This window comes from Streptomyces sp. NBC_00873, assembly GCF_045207415.1.
Lineage (GTDB): Bacteria > Actinomycetota > Actinomycetes > Streptomycetales > Streptomycetaceae > Streptomyces.
Genome location: NZ_CP108803.1, coordinates 8737715 through 8757096 on the forward strand (window position 1 = coordinate 8737715; position 19382 = coordinate 8757096).

The 19382-nt window shown below is 69.0% G+C and carries 22 protein-coding genes and 1 pseudogene; 7 read left to right on the forward strand and 16 right to left on the reverse strand.

Going from position 1 to position 19382, the window contains the following annotated elements; translation table 11 throughout:
• Position 1 precedes the first annotated feature (1 nt).
• Positions 2-784 (forward strand): oxidoreductase, encoded by a 783-nt coding sequence (locus OH809_RS40610; protein ID WP_406415998.1) that lies wholly within the window; start codon positions 2-4, stop codon positions 782-784.
• Positions 781-2160: a Ni/Fe hydrogenase subunit alpha gene (locus tag OH809_RS40615; protein ID WP_406415997.1), complete on the forward strand. Its 1380-nt coding sequence runs from the start codon at positions 781-783 to the stop codon at positions 2158-2160. Before OH809_RS40610 ends, OH809_RS40615 begins: the two co-directional genes overlap by 4 nt.
• A 170-nt stretch (positions 2161-2330) precedes the next feature.
• Here OH809_RS40615 and OH809_RS40620 read toward each other — a convergent pair whose 3' ends face one another.
• From OH809_RS40620 to OH809_RS40695, 16 genes are all read right to left on the reverse strand, one after another.
• A complete protein-coding gene (locus tag OH809_RS40620; protein WP_406415995.1) occupies positions 2331-2621 on the reverse strand; it encodes a dsRBD fold-containing protein in 291 nt (96 codons plus the stop codon).
• Between the two features lie 162 nt (positions 2622-2783).
• Positions 2784-3320, reverse strand: a complete 537-nt coding sequence (locus OH809_RS40625; protein WP_406516177.1) for a V-type ATP synthase subunit D — start codon at positions 3318-3320, stop codon at positions 2784-2786.
• Positions 3307-3639, reverse strand: coding sequence for a hypothetical protein (locus OH809_RS40630; protein ID WP_406415994.1), 333 nt, complete (start codon positions 3637-3639; stop codon positions 3307-3309). Before OH809_RS40630 ends, OH809_RS40625 begins: the two co-directional genes overlap by 14 nt.
• Entirely contained in the window at positions 3602-4345 is a 744-nt protein-coding gene (locus OH809_RS40635) for a helix-turn-helix domain-containing protein (protein ID WP_406415993.1), read from the reverse strand. The genes OH809_RS40630 and OH809_RS40635 overlap by 38 nt, the downstream gene beginning before the upstream one ends.
• 289 nt (positions 4346-4634) lie before the next feature.
• The gene (locus OH809_RS40640) at positions 4635-4805 is read right to left on the reverse strand and encodes a universal stress protein (protein ID WP_406424694.1); all 171 of its coding nucleotides are present in this window, start codon (positions 4803-4805) and stop codon (positions 4635-4637) included.
• 49 nt (positions 4806-4854) lie between these two features.
• Positions 4855-5856 (reverse strand): Acg family FMN-binding oxidoreductase, encoded by a 1002-nt coding sequence (locus tag OH809_RS40645; RefSeq protein WP_406415991.1) that lies wholly within the window; start codon positions 5854-5856, stop codon positions 4855-4857.
• A 131-nt stretch (positions 5857-5987) separates the two neighbouring features.
• Positions 5988-6242 carry a universal stress protein gene (locus OH809_RS40650; RefSeq protein ID WP_406415989.1) on the reverse strand — a complete coding sequence of 85 codons (255 nt, stop codon included), beginning with the start codon at positions 6240-6242 and terminating at the stop codon, positions 5988-5990.
• Positions 6243-6368: 126 nt separating this feature from the next.
• Positions 6369-7007 (reverse strand): CBS domain-containing protein, encoded by a 639-nt coding sequence (locus OH809_RS40655; RefSeq protein ID WP_406415987.1) that lies wholly within the window; start codon positions 7005-7007, stop codon positions 6369-6371.
• Positions 7008-7018: 11 nt separating this feature from the next.
• Positions 7019-7621, reverse strand: a complete 603-nt coding sequence (locus OH809_RS40660; protein ID WP_406415986.1) for a CBS domain-containing protein — start codon at positions 7619-7621, stop codon at positions 7019-7021.
• Between the two features lie 241 nt (positions 7622-7862).
• A complete protein-coding gene (locus OH809_RS40665) occupies positions 7863-8558 on the reverse strand; it encodes a CBS domain-containing protein (protein WP_406415985.1) in 696 nt (231 codons plus the stop codon).
• 28 nt (positions 8559-8586) lie between these two features.
• Entirely contained in the window at positions 8587-9456 is an 870-nt protein-coding gene (locus tag OH809_RS40670) for a universal stress protein (RefSeq protein WP_406415983.1), read from the reverse strand.
• A gap of 39 nt (positions 9457-9495) precedes the next feature.
• Positions 9496-9705, reverse strand: a complete 210-nt coding sequence (locus tag OH809_RS40675) for an acyl carrier protein (RefSeq protein ID WP_406415982.1) — start codon at positions 9703-9705, stop codon at positions 9496-9498.
• Between the two features lie 24 nt (positions 9706-9729).
• Positions 9730-10428 (reverse strand): CBS domain-containing protein, encoded by a 699-nt coding sequence (locus OH809_RS40680; protein ID WP_406415981.1) that lies wholly within the window; start codon positions 10426-10428, stop codon positions 9730-9732.
• 444 nt (positions 10429-10872) lie between these two features.
• Positions 10873-12219 carry a nicotinate phosphoribosyltransferase gene (locus tag OH809_RS40685; protein WP_406415979.1) on the reverse strand — a complete coding sequence of 449 codons (1347 nt, stop codon included), beginning with the start codon at positions 12217-12219 and terminating at the stop codon, positions 10873-10875.
• Between the two features lie 265 nt (positions 12220-12484).
• Complete coding sequence (ppk2, locus tag OH809_RS40690) at positions 12485-13306, reverse strand: polyphosphate kinase 2 (RefSeq protein WP_406415977.1); 822 nt, start codon at positions 13304-13306, stop codon at positions 12485-12487.
• Between the two features lie 218 nt (positions 13307-13524).
• Entirely contained in the window at positions 13525-13779 is a 255-nt protein-coding gene (locus OH809_RS40695; RefSeq protein WP_406424692.1) for a DUF1918 domain-containing protein, read from the reverse strand.
• Between the two features lie 516 nt (positions 13780-14295).
• Between OH809_RS40695 and OH809_RS40700 the strand changes: the two genes are divergently transcribed.
• The 5 genes and pseudogenes from OH809_RS40700 (at position 14296) to OH809_RS40720 (ending at position 19358) form a co-directional block, all read left to right on the forward strand.
• Positions 14296-15171 carry a universal stress protein gene (locus OH809_RS40700; RefSeq protein WP_406415975.1) on the forward strand — a complete coding sequence of 292 codons (876 nt, stop codon included), beginning with the start codon at positions 14296-14298 and terminating at the stop codon, positions 15169-15171.
• Positions 15172-15427: 256 nt separating this feature from the next.
• The gene (locus OH809_RS40705; RefSeq protein WP_406424690.1) at positions 15428-15697 is read left to right on the forward strand and encodes an SHOCT domain-containing protein; all 270 of its coding nucleotides are present in this window, start codon (positions 15428-15430) and stop codon (positions 15695-15697) included.
• Positions 15698-15816: 119 nt separating this feature from the next.
• Positions 15817-16053, forward strand: a pseudogene (locus OH809_RS40710) (SDR family oxidoreductase); the annotation flags it as partial.
• Positions 16054-16154: 101 nt separating this feature from the next.
• Complete coding sequence (locus OH809_RS40715) at positions 16155-17042, forward strand: oxygenase MpaB family protein (RefSeq protein ID WP_406415974.1); 888 nt, start codon at positions 16155-16157, stop codon at positions 17040-17042.
• Positions 17043-17069: 27 nt separating this feature from the next.
• Positions 17070-19358, forward strand: a complete 2289-nt coding sequence (locus OH809_RS40720) for a tetratricopeptide repeat protein (protein ID WP_406415972.1) — start codon at positions 17070-17072, stop codon at positions 19356-19358.
• Positions 19359-19382: the final 24 nt, after the last annotated feature.

Genomic DNA, 19382 nt, shown 5'->3' on the forward strand with positions numbered 1-19382 from the left:
AATGACCGCGAGTGAGCGTCCCAGACTCGCCGTTTGGAAGTTCGCCTCATGTGACGGATGTCAGCTCACCATGCTGGACTGCGAGGACGAACTCCTCGGCATCGCCGAGCAGGTGGAGATCTCCCACTTCCTGGAGGCCTCCAGTGCCGACGCGCCGGGCCCGTACGATCTGTCACTGATCGAGGGGTCGGTCACCACCCGGCAGGACGCCGACCGGATCCAGCAGATCCGGGCCGTCTCCAAGAGATTGGTGACCATCGGGGCGTGCGCGACCGCAGGCGGCGTCCAGGCGCTGCGCAACTACGCGAACGTCGCCGACTTCCAGGCCGCCGTCTACGCCAGACCGGACTACATCGAGACGCTCGCCACCTCCACACCCATCAGCGCCCATGTCCCGGTGGACTTCGAGCTGCGCGGCTGCCCCATCGACCGCGGCCAACTGGTGGAGGTCATCACCGCCTACCTGGCCGGCCGTAAACCGGACGTACCCGCGCACAGCGTCTGCTTCGAGTGCAAGCAACGCGGCACGGTCTGCGTGACGGTGGCCCACGGCACACCCTGCCTGGGTCCGGTTACCCACGCCGGATGCGGGGCGCTCTGCCCCGCGTACGGACGAGGCTGTTACGGCTGCTTCGGCCCGTCGAACTCGACCAACTTTCTCTCGTTCATTCCCCTTCTGCGCCGCGACGGCATGGACACCCTCGACGTGGTGCGGGTTCTGCGCACCTTCAATACCGCCGCTCCCGAGTTCGACGCGGCCTCCCGGAAGGAACTGGAAGGGTGACCCACCGCGGCTCAAGGGTGTTGAAAGTCGGATCGCTCGCCCGCGTCGAGGGCGAGGGCGCACTGTACCTGCGCATGGACGGCGCCGAGGTCACCGAGGCCCGACTGGCGATCTACGAGCCCCCGCGCTTCTTCGAGGCATTCCTGCGCGGACGCTCCTACACCGAGCCGCCCGACATCACCTCCCGGGTGTGCGGGATCTGCCCGGTGGCGTACCAGCTGAGCGCCTGTCGCGCGGTCGAGGACGCCTGCGGTGTCGTCGTGGAAGGACAGTTGGCCGCGCTGCGGAGGCTGCTCTACTGCGGTGAGTGGATCGAGAGCCAGACGCTGCACATCCACCTCCTCCACGCGCCCGACTTCCTCGGCTGCGACAGCGTCATCGACATGGCCCGCACCCGACGTGTTGACGTCGAACGCGGCCTTCGGCTCAAGCAGGCCGGCAACGCGATCCTCGAACTGCTGGGCGGCCGGGCGATCCACCCGGTCAATGTGCGACTCGGTGGTTTCCACCGCATCCCGACCACGAACGAACTGCGCCCACTGGCCGAGCGGTTGCGCCGGGCCCGCGACGACGCGGCCCAAACCGTACGCTGGGTGGCCGGTTTCGAGTTCCCCGACGCCGGATGCGACAACGACCTGTTCGCCCTGTCCGAGCCCGGCACCTACGCGATCGAGTCCGGCACCCCGACCGTTATGGCCGCGCCGCACACCGCCGGCCTTCCCCCCGGATCCGACCGCGCGCTGCCCCTCCGTACCTTCGGGGTCCGTGAGTTCGGTGCCCACGTCGTCGAGAGCCAGGTGCTCCACTCCACGGCCCTCCACTCCCTGCTGGACGACCGCCGCCATCTCACCGGCTCACTCGCCCGATACGCCATCAACGGCCGCTGGCTGTCGTCGATCGCCCTCCAGGCCGCCCACGACGCCGGACTCGGCGATCCCCGGCAGGGCACTGTCTGTCGAAACCCCTTCCGCAGCATCATCGTCCGAGCGGTCGAGGTGCTCTACGCAGTCGACGAGGCACTGCGCATCATCGGCGCCTACGAACCCCCACCACGCCCCTACGTCGACGTGCCGGCACGAGCCGGTACCGGGCATGGGGCGACTGAGGCGCCGCGCGGTCTCCTCTACCACCGTTACACCCTCGACGCCGAAGGGACCGTCACCGACGCCGGCCTGGTCCCGCCGACCGCGCAGAACCTCGGCGCGGTCGAGGAGGACCTCCGCCGCATCGTGCAGGAACGCTTGGCAGACGGCGACCCCACCGATGCGGAGCTGACCGCCCTGTGCGAACGGGCGATCCGCAATCACGATCCGTGCATCTCATGCTCGGCCCACTTCCTCGACCTCACCGTCGAGCGAACCCGGAACGGCTGCTGACGCCCCCAGTGAGGATTCGGACGCCTGGCGGAAGCACCATGGCCGGCTGGTGTGCAGCGGCGTTGCGACACCTCCGGCGGCGGCCGGGCGAGGGGTGCTTTTCCGGGGCAGGGACCGGCTGTGGCGGATCTCCTGTGGCTCGCCCACAGGGCGGCTGTTCCCGAGTCCGTTCATCCGTTCACCCCAGGGGCGGCGAGGTCGTTCGTCGCGGCGTCCGTACTTCCGGCGCGGAGCAGCTGATTGCCGAGATCGATCAGGGCCCGGCCGGCAGCGTACTCGTCGCCGATCTCAGGGACGGGTGCGTCGTGAGGATTGCGCTGGGCGGAGGTGCGGCTCCGAAGGGTGGCGTCACCGGTGTCGAGGACGGCATGAACCTTGGTGAGGTCACCTTCCTCGAAGAGGTCCAGACGCACGCTCCACTGTTTGGTGCGTGACTTCTCGGTGCTGGTGTGCCGGGTCATGGCCAGGTACTTCCTTCCCCTGAGTACTCCAGGTCGCCTGGGAGGCATGCCGCCGTCGATCGGCGGCGGCACGTCGTTCTCCTCGCAGGCGAAGTGGCAAACCGCCTCCTCGACCTGCTCAGGACTCCAGCCTGCGCCGTGCGGGTCGTCCCCGGATTGGGCCTACTGGACCCCAGAAAATGCCGGCCGGGTCCGCTCGCTACGCCTTGCAGCCTGTCCCGCCCGTACGCCCTGCGGGGGCGAGTCCGGAGGCCGGTGCCGCACGCTGCCTTTCGTGACTGCGGTGGTCGGCGTTTCATCGGGAGCGCGGTCCTTCTTCCCGACGCACGCTGGAGGCCCAGCGTGCGTCGGACAGCGTCCTCGTGTTCGCGCTCTTCCAGGGCGAGCTCGGTCCGCGAGTCCCGCGCGCAAATTCGGGATCCAGTGGCGTTGCAGGGCGCGGACCCGCTGGCGGGTGCTCAGCACCTCCGCGCCGATGATGCGGACGGCGGCTGCGGCTACGGCGTGCTCTGCGGCCGCCCGGACCACCTTTCGGTATGCGGCCTCGGCGTGCACCGAGGGCCCGAAGCCGTCGGCCCGGTCGATCTCGACGCACCCGGCGTCCGCGAGCCGCACCAGCGTCGTCGGGAGTGCCTCGCGCGGCGCGACGATCGCCACCCGTTGCATGCGGACCGGTGTCACGGCCTCAGCCCAGCGCATCGAACGCCTCCAGCGCGCCGCCCCGTGCGGCCGACTCCAGCGCCGCCCGTACCCGCCAGGCGTCCGTGGAGAGCAACGCGACAGCACCGAGGAGCGGGGCTGCGTCCAGACGCGAGCCGCGCAGCAGCGCGGAGCCGTCCAGACGCGAGCCGCGCAGCAGCGCGGAGCCGTCCTTCTCGACCCGCGTCCACGGTTGCCGTACCGCTGTCGCCCTGGACTGGGCCGATCGGCCCGCACCGGGGCACACCTCTCCGCAGCTCAACCAGTGGGTGCCGGACTGATCACCGAGGGCCGTCCCCGTGACTGCCCTGGTGACCATCACCGGTCCGAGGAGCGTGGCTCTCGAGCACGTGAATGCGGCGCCCGGTCATGCGTGTGGGGGTGATGGTCAGCCACTCATTGCGCCGGCCGCCGGCCCACGGCGTGGTGTATGCGAGTTCGTCCAGCCTGCGCCCAGCTTCGGGATCGGTGACGGCTGCTGCCGTACCGAGGAGGAGGACGCTCCACCCTTGGCTCAGAGCTTCATCAATGTGATCCACTTCGAAGGCGACCGGGTGGTCCGCGGCGGTGGCGGGCAGCGTGTTGTGGGCGCTGCGATACGCGACCCGGTCACCGTCCACGACGTAGTTGACCGGCAGGATGGCCGGCCCGTCGTCCGTCGTCAAACCGATCCTGCCCACGCCGTGGGTGGACAGCAGCCGGCGGCACTCCTGGGGGCCGAGTTCGAGCAACTCGGTGTGATAGCCGGCGCGGCCGATACCCGGGGGCAGCTCCGTCGTGCCACCGGTCAGCTCGTCCACAGTGGTCTCCAGCGCTTGGGCGAGCCGCAGCAGAAAGCCTATGCCGGGTGTGGCCTGCCGCTCCTCGACGTACTGGAGGTAACTGGGTGCCGAACCGGCCCGCTCGGCCACTGCCTGTCGGCTGAGTCCGAGCTGCTCACGGCGCATCGTCACCCGCCGGCCCAGGTCTCCCGACGGGGCTCTGTCCGGCTTGCTGTCCGATGAGTGGTCTTCTCCGTGCACCATGCTGCACACATCCTTCGGGGGGATCCGATCCGCCGACAGGCCCGCCAATATTCCGCATGCACTTCGTCCACTCCATCGTGTGCCGTTGGGGATGCATGGCGCTTGGGCCGACCGGCCCGGTCTCATGCCCCGCTCAGCCCATGCCGCGAGCCGTACGGGGTGTGCAGGGTGGTGGTACGCGCTTGTGCTCACACGCTTTGCGATGCACTGCGGGCAGGGTTCGTCGTGGCAGAGGAGTGAGGCCGCCAAGGAGCTGGCGCAGCGGTATCGCGGAGGACCGGAATCGCGCTCAGCGGGTGTCCGGGACCACGGCCACGGGACAGGGCGCGTAGTGCAGAACTGCGTGGTTCACCGCACCCAGGCGCAGCCCGTGGTGTCCGCCGGCACCGCGTGCGCCGACGACCAGGAGTTCTGCGCCGGTGGCTGCCTCGATCAGTATCTGGTGTTCGGGGACCTGCATAGCTCCCACCGCCTTTCCTGCTCGGGTTCCTGATGGTTTTCGACCGCTTCTACGGTTCGATCGTCAGTACCTGGTCCAGGGGGCGGCGCGGCGTGGGCGGCCCTGCGGGTCCGTATCCCAGACGGATGATCATCTGTGGGTGCCCCGTGCCGAAGACCGGGTCGCGCAGGACCCAGCGCAGGTCCGGCCATTCGAGGGGCTGGGTGGCGAACGAGGTGGACACCGTGTGGAGTGTGGCGGTGAGGAGGACGCGTTCCAGGGCCTGACCGGCGCGCAGCCAGTCCTTCGGGCTGTCGCCCGGGGTGCTCAGCAGAGCGAGCTGGGGCCGGTTCTCGAACAGGACGCGGGCCCGGCCCGCGAAGACGGCGGTGCCCGCGAAATCGCGAACGGTCGCCCGTTCGGACGCGTCGCGGGGGCCGAAGGCGTAGTCCGGGATTCCGTCGACGGGCACCTCGGTCTTCGTGTCCCGGATCCAGTGCCGTTGCTCGGCTTCGCGTGCCGGATCGCGCCGGTCGTATCCCTCGGCGTCCCGGATCAGTTCGAGCACGGTCTCCAGATGTGTCGGGGTCAGGAACGCGAAGTCCGCGCCCTCGATGCGGGCCGCGGCGGCGAGGCGCCCGCGGATGTCCTCGGGGATCGTCTGTTCGTCGAACGGGTAGCGGCTGGTGTGCCGTTCCCGTATCGCGGGGTGGAGAGCGGCGAGGGCTTCGTCCTCGGGCTTCCGTGGGGTGTCGGGGCGGACGTCGAGCCGGACGTGGGCCAGTACGGTCGAGGCCGAGGGGTCGGGCAGCAGTGCGGTGACCGCGTCCAGGCCGTGGTGGGCGGCGGACACCCGCAGATTCAGCAGGGCCGCGCCGCAGCCCACATGCAGTGCTCGGGCCGAGGGGTCGGCCTCCGGCATCGAACGGTCGAAGTCCGCCAGGAGAGTGAGGGTGTGGCTGCGACGTCCGTAGCGGAACTGCCAGGGCTGGGCGTTGTGCATGGACGGGGCGGCGGTGGCATCGGCGACCAGGCCGGCCAACGTGGTGTCGTCGAGTGTTTTGCTGGACATCGCGGGTCTCCCGGGGAGGCGGGAATGGTCGATGTCTTCAGCATGGAGCGGACCGTCGCCCGTACGTATGGGCCGTTCGTCCCTCGACGGGGCCGGATGGGCTCCTCGGTGGGGGCGGTCCGTTCCCGGACTCAGTCGGATGCCACTCCTTCGAGCCGGCACTCCACGCCGACCACGCCTTCCACGGACTGAGCGAGCCGGGCAGCGACGGGGATGAGGGTGGCGTCGCGGACACGACCGGTGAGCGTGGCCAGAGGCGTAAACCATTCTTCGGCATGAACGAGGTTCAGCGGCGCGTCGCGAAGGAGCGCTTCCCGCGCACCCCAATGGGCCGCCGCGACGCTTTCTGCGGATCCGTCGAGGCCGACGGCAATGCGTTGGCTCATGATGGCCTTCCTTCGGACAGGCGCTGCTTGCGGTCCGCGGATTCGTCTCCTGCGAGTGCCTGGAGGTGACGTTCCCGGGACGGCGACGAAGCTCACGGGCCATGAACTCGTGTATGTGTCGATGCGTCAGGTCGTCCTCTGTCGCCGGGTGTCCGTTCGTTCATCGACCGGCAGGTCGTCCTGCTCGTAGCCGAGCCGATTGATCACGTCCACGACTCCATCGACGCTCCGGCACAGACGCAGGACAATGGGGACGAGGCTGTGTCGGCTCACGGTGCCGCTGAGGGTCACGAGACCGTCGGCGACCTCGACGTTCAGCGACGAGGGACTGAGCCGGAGCGTGTGGGTCAGGACGTCTTCGAGGATCTCCTCCGCGATAGCGTGATCCCTGCGCAGGAAGAGTTGCAGGAGGTCGCTGCGGCTCAGGACCCCGATCAGCCGGCCTCCACTGTCGACGACGGGGAGCCTCTTGACCTTGTGTTTCTCCATGACACGTGCGGCGCGGACGGCGCTCCACTCGGGCGCCGCGGTGATCGCAGGGTGGCTCATGAGGTCGACTGCGGCGTTCACGCCGCTCCCGGAATCGCGCCTGCGGAGCAGGTCCGCTTCGGAAACGACGCCCACGAGGCATCCGTTTTCGTCCACGACAGGCACGGCGGTGACACCGAACTCGTCGAGGAGCCGGGCGATCTCCTTGAACGTCGTGCCGCGCTGGACGCTGACAGCTGTGGGCGTCATGAGGTCGGAGACACTGCGATGCCTCATCGTCGTCTCCTTCACGCCGGAACTTCGGCGTCGAACCGGGCCGTCACGTCCACGACTCCCGGCACCGTGCGCGCGATCCGAACCAGCACGTCACTGAGTGACGGATCGGGGATCGTGCCGTTCAGTTGGACGATGCCGTCGGACACGTGGACGTACACGGTTGCCGAGCCCGCAGGGATGAGCCGAGTCATGATCAGCTCGCGCAGCTCCTGGGCGATGTCCTCGTCCGGGCGCAGATAGATTTTCAGCAGATCGCCCCGGCTGACCATGCCCACCAGGCTTGCGTCGTCGTCAACGACCGGCAGCCGCTTGAGGTGGCCGAGGGCCATCAGACGAGCGGCACCCGCGATGCCCGCATTCCGGGTCACTGTCACGGCGGGTACGGTCATCAGCTGACCGGCGGTGACGGCGCGGGACTCATCCCCGCTTTGCGCCCTGAGCAGAAGGTCGGCTTCGGAGCCCACGCCGACAACCCGTCCCTCGTCCGACACGACGGGCAGGGCGCTGATCCGCCATTGCCGCATGGTCTCGACTATGTCCTTGAACGGCGCTCCGCGGTTGACCGAGATGACGGCGTGCGTCATCACGTCGTCGACGGTACGCAGATGCTTCATGGTTCCTCCAAGAAGAAGAGGCCCCGTATGTCCGAGCGTCGGCATCCCTCTCTGTCGGCGGTAGGCCCACTTGGGGTGCGGCGGGGGCTGTTCGGCCCTGTTGTCCCGGCACGAACGGTGCTCTCAAGAAATTGGCGGAAGGAGCCATTGCGAGGATGCGGAGAAGCGACTGACGGCCGTGCACCGCACGATCGGGAACCGCGAGAAACGGTCGGCTCCTGCCTTTCCATGGCGTGAGCGCTCAGTGGTTGCCGACGTGACGCGCTGGACCGGGATTCGGTGTCAAATCGTCCACGGCGTATTCGAGGGACTGGTCGACGCTGACGACGCCGTCTACGGAGAGGCATAGAAGTTCGATGACTGGAATGGTTGATCGCGCCTCCACCCTGCCGCTCAGGGTGACGACTCCTTCCTGGACGGTTACTGTCACGCCCCCGGGCGTCATGCGGAGAGTGCGGCCCAGTACCTCGTCGACGACTTCATTGTGTATGGCGTCGTCGTGGCGGAGCATGGGGCGCAGCAGGTCGGAGCGGCTGACGATGCCCACGAGTGTGCCGGTGTCATCGATCACCGGAAGACGTTTTACACCCCGCTCGTGCAGGAAGCGGGCTGTCTCGACGATGCCCCACTCCGGCCGGGCTGTCAGCACGGGAGCGGACATCAGATCCCCGGCGGTGCGGGCGTCCATGGTGTGGCGGTCCACCACGGCCGCTGTCCCGCGCAATTGATCACGGCCTTCAGCGTCCGGGAGACCGGCTTGCCTGCGGAGCAGGTCGGCTTCGGAGACGATGCCGATGGGGTGGCGGTGCGTATCCACGACGGGCAGGGCCGAGACATCGTTGTGGGCGAGGCTCCAGGCGACCGCCTTGAGCGTCGCGTCGGGGCTGGCGGTGGCCACGTCCCGGGTCATGACTTCGGCCACAGTGCGGTGCATCATGGTTCGATTCACCTTTCATGCGGGGTCGTCAGTCGTGGGCGATGACGGCCACGGGGGCGGCTGCGTGATGCAGGACGGCATGCGCCACCGGTCCGAGGTGCGCGCCCAGGGGAGAGCGGCGCAGGTGCCTGCCGATGACGAGGAGGTCCGCGCCCGCAGCCGCGTGGACGAGTTGACTGCTCGCGGGCCCCATGAACGCCGTCCGGCTGACGCTCACCGTGGGGAATCTGTGGTGCCAGGGCAGTAGCAGGTCGGCGAGCATCTGCACGGCCTCCCGGCCGGCTTCCCGTTCGCCGTCGGAGTCGAGGAATGGCAAGAACCTGTAGGCGGAAGGAAGTGTCCAGCCGTGGACAGCCCGCAAGGCACAACCGTGACGGGCGGCCTCTTCGAAAGCGAAGGCGAGAACCTTGTCGGGAGTTTCGTGGATGTCGACACCCACGACTATTTCGCCGTACCGGGCGGGCCCGGTGCCCTCCGGTTCATCCGCAGCCCGTACAAGGGCCACGGGCGTTTCGGTGGCTACGAGGGTCGCTGTGCCCACCGCGCCGACGAGGAATCCCTTCAAGCCGCCCAAGCCGCGTGAACCGAGGACGAGCAGGTCGGCATCGGCCGCTTCGACGGCAAGGGCACCGGCCGGTCTGCCGGAGAGCCGCCGGGTGGTGATCTCCAGATGCGGGTGCCGACGGCGTACGTCCACCAATGTGCCGGCGAGTGCCTCATCGGCCCATCGGTCGGCCGTCCCGCGAGCCAGTCGCGGGACGGCTGGGCTGATGGGCCAGTCGATGACGTGGACGAGCCTCAGCGGCACCTCCCGCAAGGATGCCTCCTGGGCGGCCCACACGGCGGCCGCACGGCTCTCGGGGGAGCCGTCGACGCCGACTGTCACGAGGCGCGGCATGGCGGAACCTCCTGTGTGCTGCACGTCTGCAATCTGTTCTCAGACTGGCCTGCGGAGCAGGAGCGCAGGAGGGGCCATGTGGCCCCTGGCGGGGCCGATCAGCCCCGCCTGAGCGGTCGGCGGGTGCGAGGCGACGTAGTCCGCGAAGCCGTTCAGTGTGTTCAGCGAGGGATAGTCCGTCTCGGGAAGGGAAAGGCCCGTGCGCCCGCTCAACGCCTCGATGAAGTTGAGGAAGTCCAGCGAATCCATCTCCGTGATGCCGGTAATGCGGCCTCAGGGCTTTGCGGACGGTCCGTGCGCGGCACACGGCGGGGAATCGGATACGAGGCCATCCACGTGTGAGGTCACATGGCTCACGACCGCGACCACCCCGTCGAGTTGTTCGGCAAGGCGTGTCAGGATCGAGATCTGGCTCCGGTTCGCCAGTTGGCCTTTCAGGGTGACGACGCCGTCCACCACATGGATGGTGACTGCGGCGGGCCCGATCCCCATGGTGTCTTCGAGCACGTCCTCGACGAGGCGTCGTCGTATTTCCGCGTCGGGTCGCAGGAAGAGGCGCAGCAGATCCCGGCGCGTGACGATGCCGACGAGCCGGTTCTCGTCGTCCACGACCGGGAGCCTCTCCACGCCACGACGGGTCATCAGGCGGGCGGCGTCCGGTGCGGTCTCCTCCGCGTGGACGGTCAGGGCCGGCGTCGACATGACTTCGGCAGCGGTGATTTCGGCTCCGGACGAGACCACGGTCCTGGTGGCGGCGTCAGGAGCGTCGCCCGTCATCGGATGTCCCGTCGCCTGTCGGCTCAGCAGGTCGCTCTCGGAGACGACGCCGACAACCCGGTCCTCGTCGTCGAGCACGGGAAGTCCGCTGATGTCGTGCTGCGCGAGCAGCTTCGCCACCTCCTTGAAAGAGGTGACCGAGACGACCGAGACGACCTCGTCGGTCATCAGGTCTCCCACTCTGATGTGCCTCATGGAGGCACCTCCTGCTCTCTTACGGAGACCCGCACGGACGCAATGCGGGCGAATCGCTCAGAAACCACGATTCACCGGGCCGCACCGGTAGGAAGAGGGCCGAATGGGCCTGTGCCGGGGCCAGTCGGACCCGGATCCGATGCTCGGACACGGCAGGATTCTCTCGCCCGGGACCATTGGGCCCCCGGGCGGCCCTGACGTGTGGGCAGCGCCCGAGGCCGCCCGCCGGGACAGCCCGCTGCATGTCGAGACTCTCGTCGGCGAACAGGCCCATCACCTGCATTGACGGCCCCGCTGGGACTGCCCGCACGGTGAGGCCGGACCGGCTGCTGCGCGGGATGCGGTGCCTGGAGAGGCCTCTTCAGACGAGCTCCATGCGCACGTCCACGACGCCTTCGACCGCGCGAATCGAGGTCACTCCTTGCGCCCGATTGCAAGATCGGATCAGAGAGCTCCGTGGGTGTCTCCCAGCAGCTTCTGCTCGATGTGTCGGCGGACAGAGGCGGTGAGTGAGTTGAGGCGTTCCGAGGATTCCGCCCTTGGCGCGGTGGGCGCTCGTATGGTGCGGGCCCCGGCCGGTAGCGCCACGAGGTCGGTGAAGAACCGCTGCCGGGACGTGTCCAGCTTCGCGCGTTCCGAAACACGGTGACCTTCCCGCATGACCGACTCCAGCAGCGGGGTCCCGTCCGGGGGTGGAGGCTCATCGATGAGAGCTATGAGATCCGCGTGTTCCGGCCTTCGGAACACCTGCTTTCGTCCCGGCGCCGTCACCTTGGCCGATGACAGTTTCATCACTGGCCGACCGTCGTACTCGACCAGCTTGTACGCGGAATCCAGGTAGGGAGCATCCGCACAGACGCCGATTCTGGTGCCGACCGCATACGTGTCGATGGGCGCTTTGGAGCGGACCAGACCGTCCACTGCGAACTCGTCGAGACCACCGCTCGCCACAATCTGTGTCCGTTGGAGGCCGACGGCATCGAGGATGGTCCGCGCCTGCACGGCCAGGGCTCCGAGGTCACCGCTGTCCAGCCGGATTGCGCACCCCGGGCCAAGCCCCAGATCACGCAGCACGCGCGCTGCCGTAGCCACGCCTGCCACGGTGTCGTAGGTGTCCACGAGGAGCGTCACCGGGCCCGGATGGGACCGGGCGAAGGCCCGGAACGCGTCCTCCTCGGCACCGAACGCCTCGATGTACGAGTGGGCCATCGTGCCGACTGCGGTCAGGCCTTCGGAGTGAGCCGCCTTCACATTGCTGGTTCCGGCGAAGCCGACCATGGCACCCAGCCGGGCGGCCTGGTGTCCGGCTTCGATGCCGTGAGTGCGGCGCAGGGAGAAGTCCACGACAGGGTGTCCGTCGGCGGCCAGTACACAGCGGGCACATTTGGAGGCGACGGCGGTCTGGTGGCTGAGCTGGTTGAGTACGTAGGTTTCGACGAGCTGGGCCTGCGGGAGAGGCGCGGTGATTTCCAGCAGGGGTTCTCCGGCCAGCGCGATGCGTCCTTCGGGCATTGCCCGCACCTCGCCCCTGAAGTCCAGGCCGAGCAGTGGGGCCAGATCCTCGGGCCGTCGTCCCATGACAGTGGCGAAGACGTCCACGTCATCTGCGTCTACGCGGTAGGTGGAGAGGAAGTCGAGGACTGGCTCCAGCCCGGCACAGACAAGAAAGCCCCGGTCCGGCGGCAGATCGCGTACAAACAGACTGAATGTGGCTGAACCGGTCATGCCCTCACGCAGATACGACTGAGCCATCGTGACCTCGTAGAGGTCGGTACTCGTGGCATTGGACATCGACGGCACCTTTCTCTCCGTCGCGTCACCCCTACTGGCATTGCCTCCCGGCCCCGCGCGGTCACGCCGCACCACCCTGCTCCTCCACTATCGACCTCCCGCGCATCACGGGCCAGCCGGACGCCGGGCCACCCAGTACCGCCGAGCCTCTTCCTGCCACGGCCGATGAGCACGTCGGCCGGGTCGCTCGCACCCTGCTTCACCACGCTGACTGTCCAGTGGCTGTCATACCTCCGGCGACTTGACCGTACGAGACCTGCCCGCCTCACTCGCACAGTTCTGACGCATGATCGGGGACGTACGTCTGAAGGTCCCTCGGCGGACGTTGGTATCCGGTGGCCGGCGGGCGTCGAGGCAATTCGATCGCCGGCCAAGTGACCTCCTCGTACGGCACGGTCGACAGCAGATGAGCGATCATGTTCAGCCGTGCCCGGCGCTTGTTGTCGCTCTCGACCACGTACCAGGGAGCTTCCGAGATGTCCGTATGGACGAACATCTCGTCCTTCGCCCGCGAATAGGCCTCCCAGCGGCTGATCGATTCCAGGTCCAGCGGCGAGAGCTTCCATCGGCGGGTGGGATCTTCCAGCCGACGCCGGAATCGCTGCTCCTGCACCGCGTCACTCACCGAGAACCAGTACTTACGCAACAGGATGCCGTCCTCCACCAGCATCCGCTCGAAGATCGGGCACTGGCGAAGGAACCGCTGGTGTTCCTCCATGGTGCAAAAACCCATGACGCGCTCGACGCCCGCGCGATTGTACCAGCTCCGGTCGAGCAGGACCACTTCCCCCGCGGCTGGAAGATGCTCGACGTAGCGCTGGAAATACCACTGGCTGCGCTCGCGCTCAGTGGGCTGCGGCAGCGCGACGATTCGTGCTACCCGGGGATTGAGGAGCTCGGTGACGCGCTTGATCGTGCTGCCCTTGCCCGCCGCATCACGCCCCTCGAACACCACGACGAGCCGTGCGCCTTCGGCCCGAACCCACTCCTGGAGCTTCACGAGCTCGGTCTGGAGCCGGTACAGCTCGCGCTGGTACAGCGAGCGCGGCAGCTTTCCGGGCCCGCTCGAGTCTTTCTCGTCCGACATGGGATGACGTTACGGAGGAGACCGTGGTCGAAGTCAAGCGTCAGCGCCGAACGGGCTTCGTTGCGCAGATCAGACCGACGTGGGCGGCCGGGTGCCCGGCTGATCGAGTCGCTGGCCGAGGCCAGGGCGGAAACTGCGGACAGCCCCGAGACGTGGGCTCCGGCGGTCGCTGCTGGTCTCGGCCTGCCTGCTGCCGCCGCGCTTGGACCGGCCGGCTACTACGCGGACTCGGTACCAGGATCGTTCGTGCCCGGCCGGGATGACTCGTGGGTTCTCCCAGCCCCGTGCTCAAGGTGACGGACATGGGCGTCGGGCCCTGGGAACACGAGCGACACATGGTCGGTGTCCGACCAGTGCACATCGTAGGGAGGGGTCCCATCCTCATGGTGGAGTCCGACGATCTCGCCGTCGCGCCTGCTGGCGCCGGTGGCCGGACTTTCGACAACAAGATGATCGCCGAGGTGAGCTCGCATGATCGTCACCGTTTCCTCATTATGTTGCTGTACTCAAACTGCCACGCACGGCGTGCCGCTGCTGTGGGGCCGAGTGGGCCGTTCTCGGGGGCCCACCGGCCCCGAATACGGGTCCGGTCGGCTCAACCGTGGGCGTCTGGTTCTCACGACACGAGGCCGGAGCAGCCCCGTCCGGCGGAGTCCGCCCCACCGTGCCGGAGCGCTTCGGCGGCGGATTCCTCCACCGGCCGGGCCCGTCGACGCACAACCACCGGAGCATGCGCCGGCTCCTGTCCGCCGCGCGCGGACCGGGTGCCTCCCCGAGCGCCACGCCGGGTTCCGCATGCGCCACCTGAGGATCTGGGGTACTTGTCGGATGAGGAGAACCCGTGCCCGGCGCGTCTGCACAGATGCTCACCCCGTCGAGCCCCTGCCGTCGTCCTCCACGCCCTGGACCGGTGCACAGGGGCCACAGCAGTGCGGAAAGGCGGCTCCCACACCGTCGTTCCGCCTTCATACGAGACTGAGGCAGTCGTCATGGAGCCAGTCGTCACCGTCGGCCTCGACGGTTCACCCGAGAGCCTGGCCGCTGCCCGTTGGGCCGCCGACGAAGCTGAGCGGCGCAAGCTCACGCTGCGCCTGCTGCACGCGTGGCCTCTGCTGGTGCCGGAACCGACCCGCATTCCCCCCGAGATGGATCAGAACTACTGGGCGAGGCGGATTGTGCACAACACGCGGGCGGAGCTCCAGGCACACCACCCGGGCCTCCCCGTCATCGGCAGCCTGGTCGCCGACGATGCCGAGCACGCGCTTCTGCGAGCGGCATCGGAGTCCGAGATGATCGTGCTCGGTTCGCGGGGGCTGCTGCCCGTCGAGAGCTATTTCCTCGGCGACATCAGCATGCCCGTCGTGGCACGCGCCGAGCGGCCGGTGGTCCTGGTGCGAGCCAGTACGGGCGAAGACGGCCCACAGCCCACTCGAACTGCGACAGGCGGCGTGGTGGTGGCGCTCAAACTGCACGGACCCTGCGACGACCTGCTCCAATTTGCCTTCGAGACCGCTGTTGCGCGAGGCATGCCTCTTCGGGCCGTCCACGGCCGGAGCCTGCCGGTGGACGCATACGTGCCCTGGGGCGTGGACCATAACGTGGCGGAAGGAATCGTTCAGGACGCACAGAAGCTCCTCAGCCAGACCCTCCGCCCCTGGCGTGACAGGTTCCCGCAGGTGGACGTCACCGACAGCACTGCACTTGTAAGCCCCGCCAAGGCTGTCGTACGGGCCGCCGAGGGTGCCGATCTGCTGGTCGTCGGCCGACGTCAGCACCATCGTGGCCTGGCACCACGCCTGGGCCCCGTGGCCCAGGCCGCCCTCCATCACGCACGCTGCCCTGTCGCGGTCGTCCCCCACGATTGACGCGAGGAACCACACAGGGCCGACGCGTTGACACATCGGGCCGACCACGTGTGGGAGCCGTCGATGTGCCGCTCTCTCCCGCGTGCCGAGGCAGGTGAGGCCCACGCCTTTGATCTTGACGTCAGCGACCGCCCCCGTACAGATCGTATGGGCCGTTCAGCCCCCCGGCAGGGCCCAAGTTTCCTCTCCTCAACGGCGCCGCGACGCGCCACCGTGGAACTGTCGATGGTCGGCCGTCCGGAAGAGGGTGATCGACATGATGTGGTATGGCGGCTGGGGCTGGAGTGGATGGCTCCTCATGACGGTGATCATGGTTGGGTTCTGGTCGCTGTTGATCGCCGGCGTCGTCGTTCTCACCCGCTACCTGACCAACACCCGCCGCAGTCAGCAGCCCGGCCCGTCCTCTGGTGAGGCAGCATGGGGAAGCCGGCGAGCCGAAGACCTGCTCGCAGAACGGTTCGCCCGCGGGGAAATCGACGAGGACGAGTACAAACGCCGCCTCACACTGCTGCGCGAACAGCGGTGAACAGCGCCGCCGCACGGGTGCCGAGCGAACAGCGGTGAACAGCGCCGCCGCACGGGTGCAGAGCGAACAGCGGTGAACAGCGCCGCCGCACGGGTGCCGAGCAGCATGTGCGGGGGGCCGGCGTGCGGGGCAACGCGATCTCGCCCGGCGTGGCGCGTACGCCCGCCCCGGACGAGACCGAGGCGCACCCGGGCGACATCATGATGAAGGGCACTCCGGCCGGCCGGGTCGGCAGCTCCGAGGCCATCGCGCAGGCGGCGGTGCACCTGGCCGGCGACGAGGCGGCGTTCGTCCACGGCACCGTGCTCGACGTCGACGGCGGCCGGGTCGGCGTCGCGGTCATTGCCGGAGGGTGACCGAGCCGGAGCGGGGCCTGGAGCATCAGCCCGGTCACAGCGCATCCTGTGGGGGCATACGCATACGTACGTACGCGGCCGAGCGGGAGGTACGAGCAGTCATGGTGGAAGCAGACCCGGGGCTCTTCGGTCCTGAATCCGTCACCTGGCAGTTGCACGGCGACCCGATGATGTGGATCGCCGGGGTGCGTGCCCTCTACCTCCAGGCGCTGCACCCGCGCGCCGTCCGCGGCGTCATGCAGAACTCCGATTTCCGCAAGGACTCCTGGGGGCGGCTGATGCGCACCGCCGGCTTCGTCGGCACCGTCACCTACGGCACCACCGAAGCCGCCGAGAAGGCGGGCGCCCGCGTCCGCCGGATCCACCGGCTGCTCAAGGCCACCGACCCGGCGACCGGCGAGACGTACGGCGTCGACGAACCGGAGCTGCTGCTCTGGGTGCACTGCGCCGAGGTCGACTCCTACCTCCAGGTGCAGCTCCGCTCCGGCCAGAGGCTCAGCGCCGCCCAGGCCGACCGTTACATCGACGAACACCGCACCAGCGCCCGCCTGGTGGGCCTCGACCCCGACGGAGTACCCGCGACCACCGCCCAGCTCGCCGCCTACTTCGACCGGGTGCGCCCCGAGCTCGCCGCAGGAGCCGAGGCGTTCGATGTCGACTCCTTCCTCCGCCGCCCGCCCGTCCCCGCGCTGTTGGTACCGGCACGCGAACTTCTCTGGCGGCGCGTCACCGCACTCGCCTACCAGTCACTGCCTCCTTACGCCCATGAGCTCTATGGCAGGGCCGCGCCGCCCTCGCACACTGTCGACCGGAGGCTGCGCGCCACTGGCACCGCCCTGCGCTGCATCCCCTCACGGCTGCGCTGGCAACTCCCGCCCGGCCACATTGTGAAGGCGATGGAACGACTCGGTCCCGGCAGCCGCCCCACCCCCTCCAAACTCCGCAGCCGGACAGCCATACTGGACGGGCCGGGGAGGGCGCAGCAGTAGGCGAAGTGACGGGGGCGACAGCACGCGATGGCGGACACCAGGCTGATCCAGAGCCGGTACCGGCTGCTCGATCTGATCGGGCGCGGAGGCATGGGCGAGGTGTGGCGCGCCCGCGACGAGTCGCTGGGCCGCCACGTGGCCGTCAAATGCCTCAAGCCGGTGGGGCCCCAGCACGACCAGTCGTTCACCCGGATCCTGCGCGAACGGTTCCGCCGAGAGGCACGGGTGGCCGCCGCCCTCCAGCACCGCGGTGTCACCGTCGTCCATGACTTCGGCGAGTACGAAGGCGTCCTCTACCTGGTGATGGAGCTCCTCGACGGCCGCAACCTCAGCCAGCTGCTGGAGGACAACAAGCAGCATCCGCTGCCGGTACCGGACATCGTCGACATCGCCGAGCAGGTCACCGACGCCCTCGGCTACACCCACCAGCAGGGCATCGTGCACCGCGACCTCAAGCCCGCCAACATCATGCGGCTGACCGACGGCACGGTGAAGATCTGCGACTTCGGCATCGCCCGGCTCGGCCACGACATCGGCTTCACCTCCCACCTGACCGGTACGGGCATCGCCATGGGCACCCCGCACTACATGTCGCCCGAGCAGATCAGCGGCGGCCAGGTCGACCACCGCAGCGACCTCTACTCGCTGGGCTGCGTCCTCTACGAGATCGCCACAGGGGTTCCGCCGTTCGACCTCGACGACGCCTGGGCCGTCCTCGTCGGACACCGCGACACCCAGCCGGAACCGCTCCGTACCCACCGCGCCGAACTCCCCGGCTTCTTCGACCGCGTCGTTCTGGAGCTGCTGGCGAAGACCCCGGAGGAGCGGCCCGCCGACGCGGGCGACCTGCGGCAGCGGATCGCCGTCGGACGCACCGGTGAACAGCAGCATCTTCCGGCGTCCGAACCCCCACGGCCGTCGCGGCGCGTCCGGCTCGCCCCGCCGGTCCCCGTCGTACGCCCGGGACAGCAGCCGCCCGACGGCGAACCCCGGCTGCCGTCCTGGACCCGGGGCATGACCACCGGACACAAGGCGTCCGGCGCCATACAGCTCGGTCTCGCCCCGCCCGACCACTCCGCGGGCCTGACCGGCGAGTGGACCACCGGCGCGGATCTGAGGGCCCTGACCGGGGGGCTGCCGCCCGCCCGGTCCGAGCGGCCCACCCCCTCCCCGGAGCTGCTCTCCACCCTCGCCAACCGGCACAGCGCGGGCCTCAACCTGGGACGGCTCGGTCACTGGGAGGAGGCCGGCGAGGTGCACCGCGCGGTCGCCGCCGAACGCGAGCACGCCCTCGGCCCCGACCACCCCGACACCCTCTCCAGCCGGTACGAGGTGGGGTTCACCCTCAGCCGCACCGGGCGCGCCGCCGACGCGTTGCGCGAATTCGGGCGCGTCGCCCAGGGCCGCGAACGCACTCTCGGCCCCGACCACCCGGAGACCCTCGCCGCCCGGCAGGAGACGGCATACGTACTCGGCCGGCTCGACCGCCACTTCGAGGCCCACCAGGTGTACGCCGCGGTGCTCGCCTCCCGGGAACGGACGATGGGCCCCGACCACCCCGACACCCTCCGCTGCCGCCACAACCTCGCGTTCAACCTCAGCAGGCTGGGGCGCCTGGAGGACTCGTACCGGATGGCCCGCGATGTGGCGCAAGCCCGCACCCGGTTGCTCGGCGCGAGCCACCCCGACACCCTGGTCACCCTTTATGAAGTCGCATACACCCTGGGTCGGTTGGGGCGCTGGACGGACGCCCTGCAGACCTACCGGGAAGTCTCTCAGGGCCGCGCGCGAGCCCTCGGCGCCGACCACCCCGACACGCTTTCGGCCCGCTACGAGGTCGGCATCGGTCTCGGCAGACTCGGCCGCAGCGCGGAGGCCCTGGAGCTCTACCGTGCGCTCGTCGACGACCGTACCCGGGTGAACGGCCCCGCCGACCCCGAGACGCTCCGGGCCCGCCACGGCCTCGGCGTCAACCTGGGGCGGTTGGCCCGCTGGGAGGAAGCTCTCGACGAAGCACGCGACGTGTGCGCGATCCGGGAACGGGTCCTGGGCCCCGACCACCCCGACTCCCTCATCAGCCGCCGCGAGGTCGCCGTCGGCCTCGGCTGGCTCGGCCGCTGGGTCGAAGCCCTCACCGTCTACCGGACGGTCGCCGAGGCCCGCGAACGCGTCCTCGGAGCCGATCACCCCGACGCGCTCGCCAGCCGCAACGACGAGGCACACTGCCTCGAACAGCTCGGCCGGGGCACGGAGGCGGTCGAGCTGTACCGCAGGGTCGCGGCGCTGCGCCAGCAGCGGGGCATGCCCCCGCACTGACCGGGACTCCCTCGGCCACCGCCT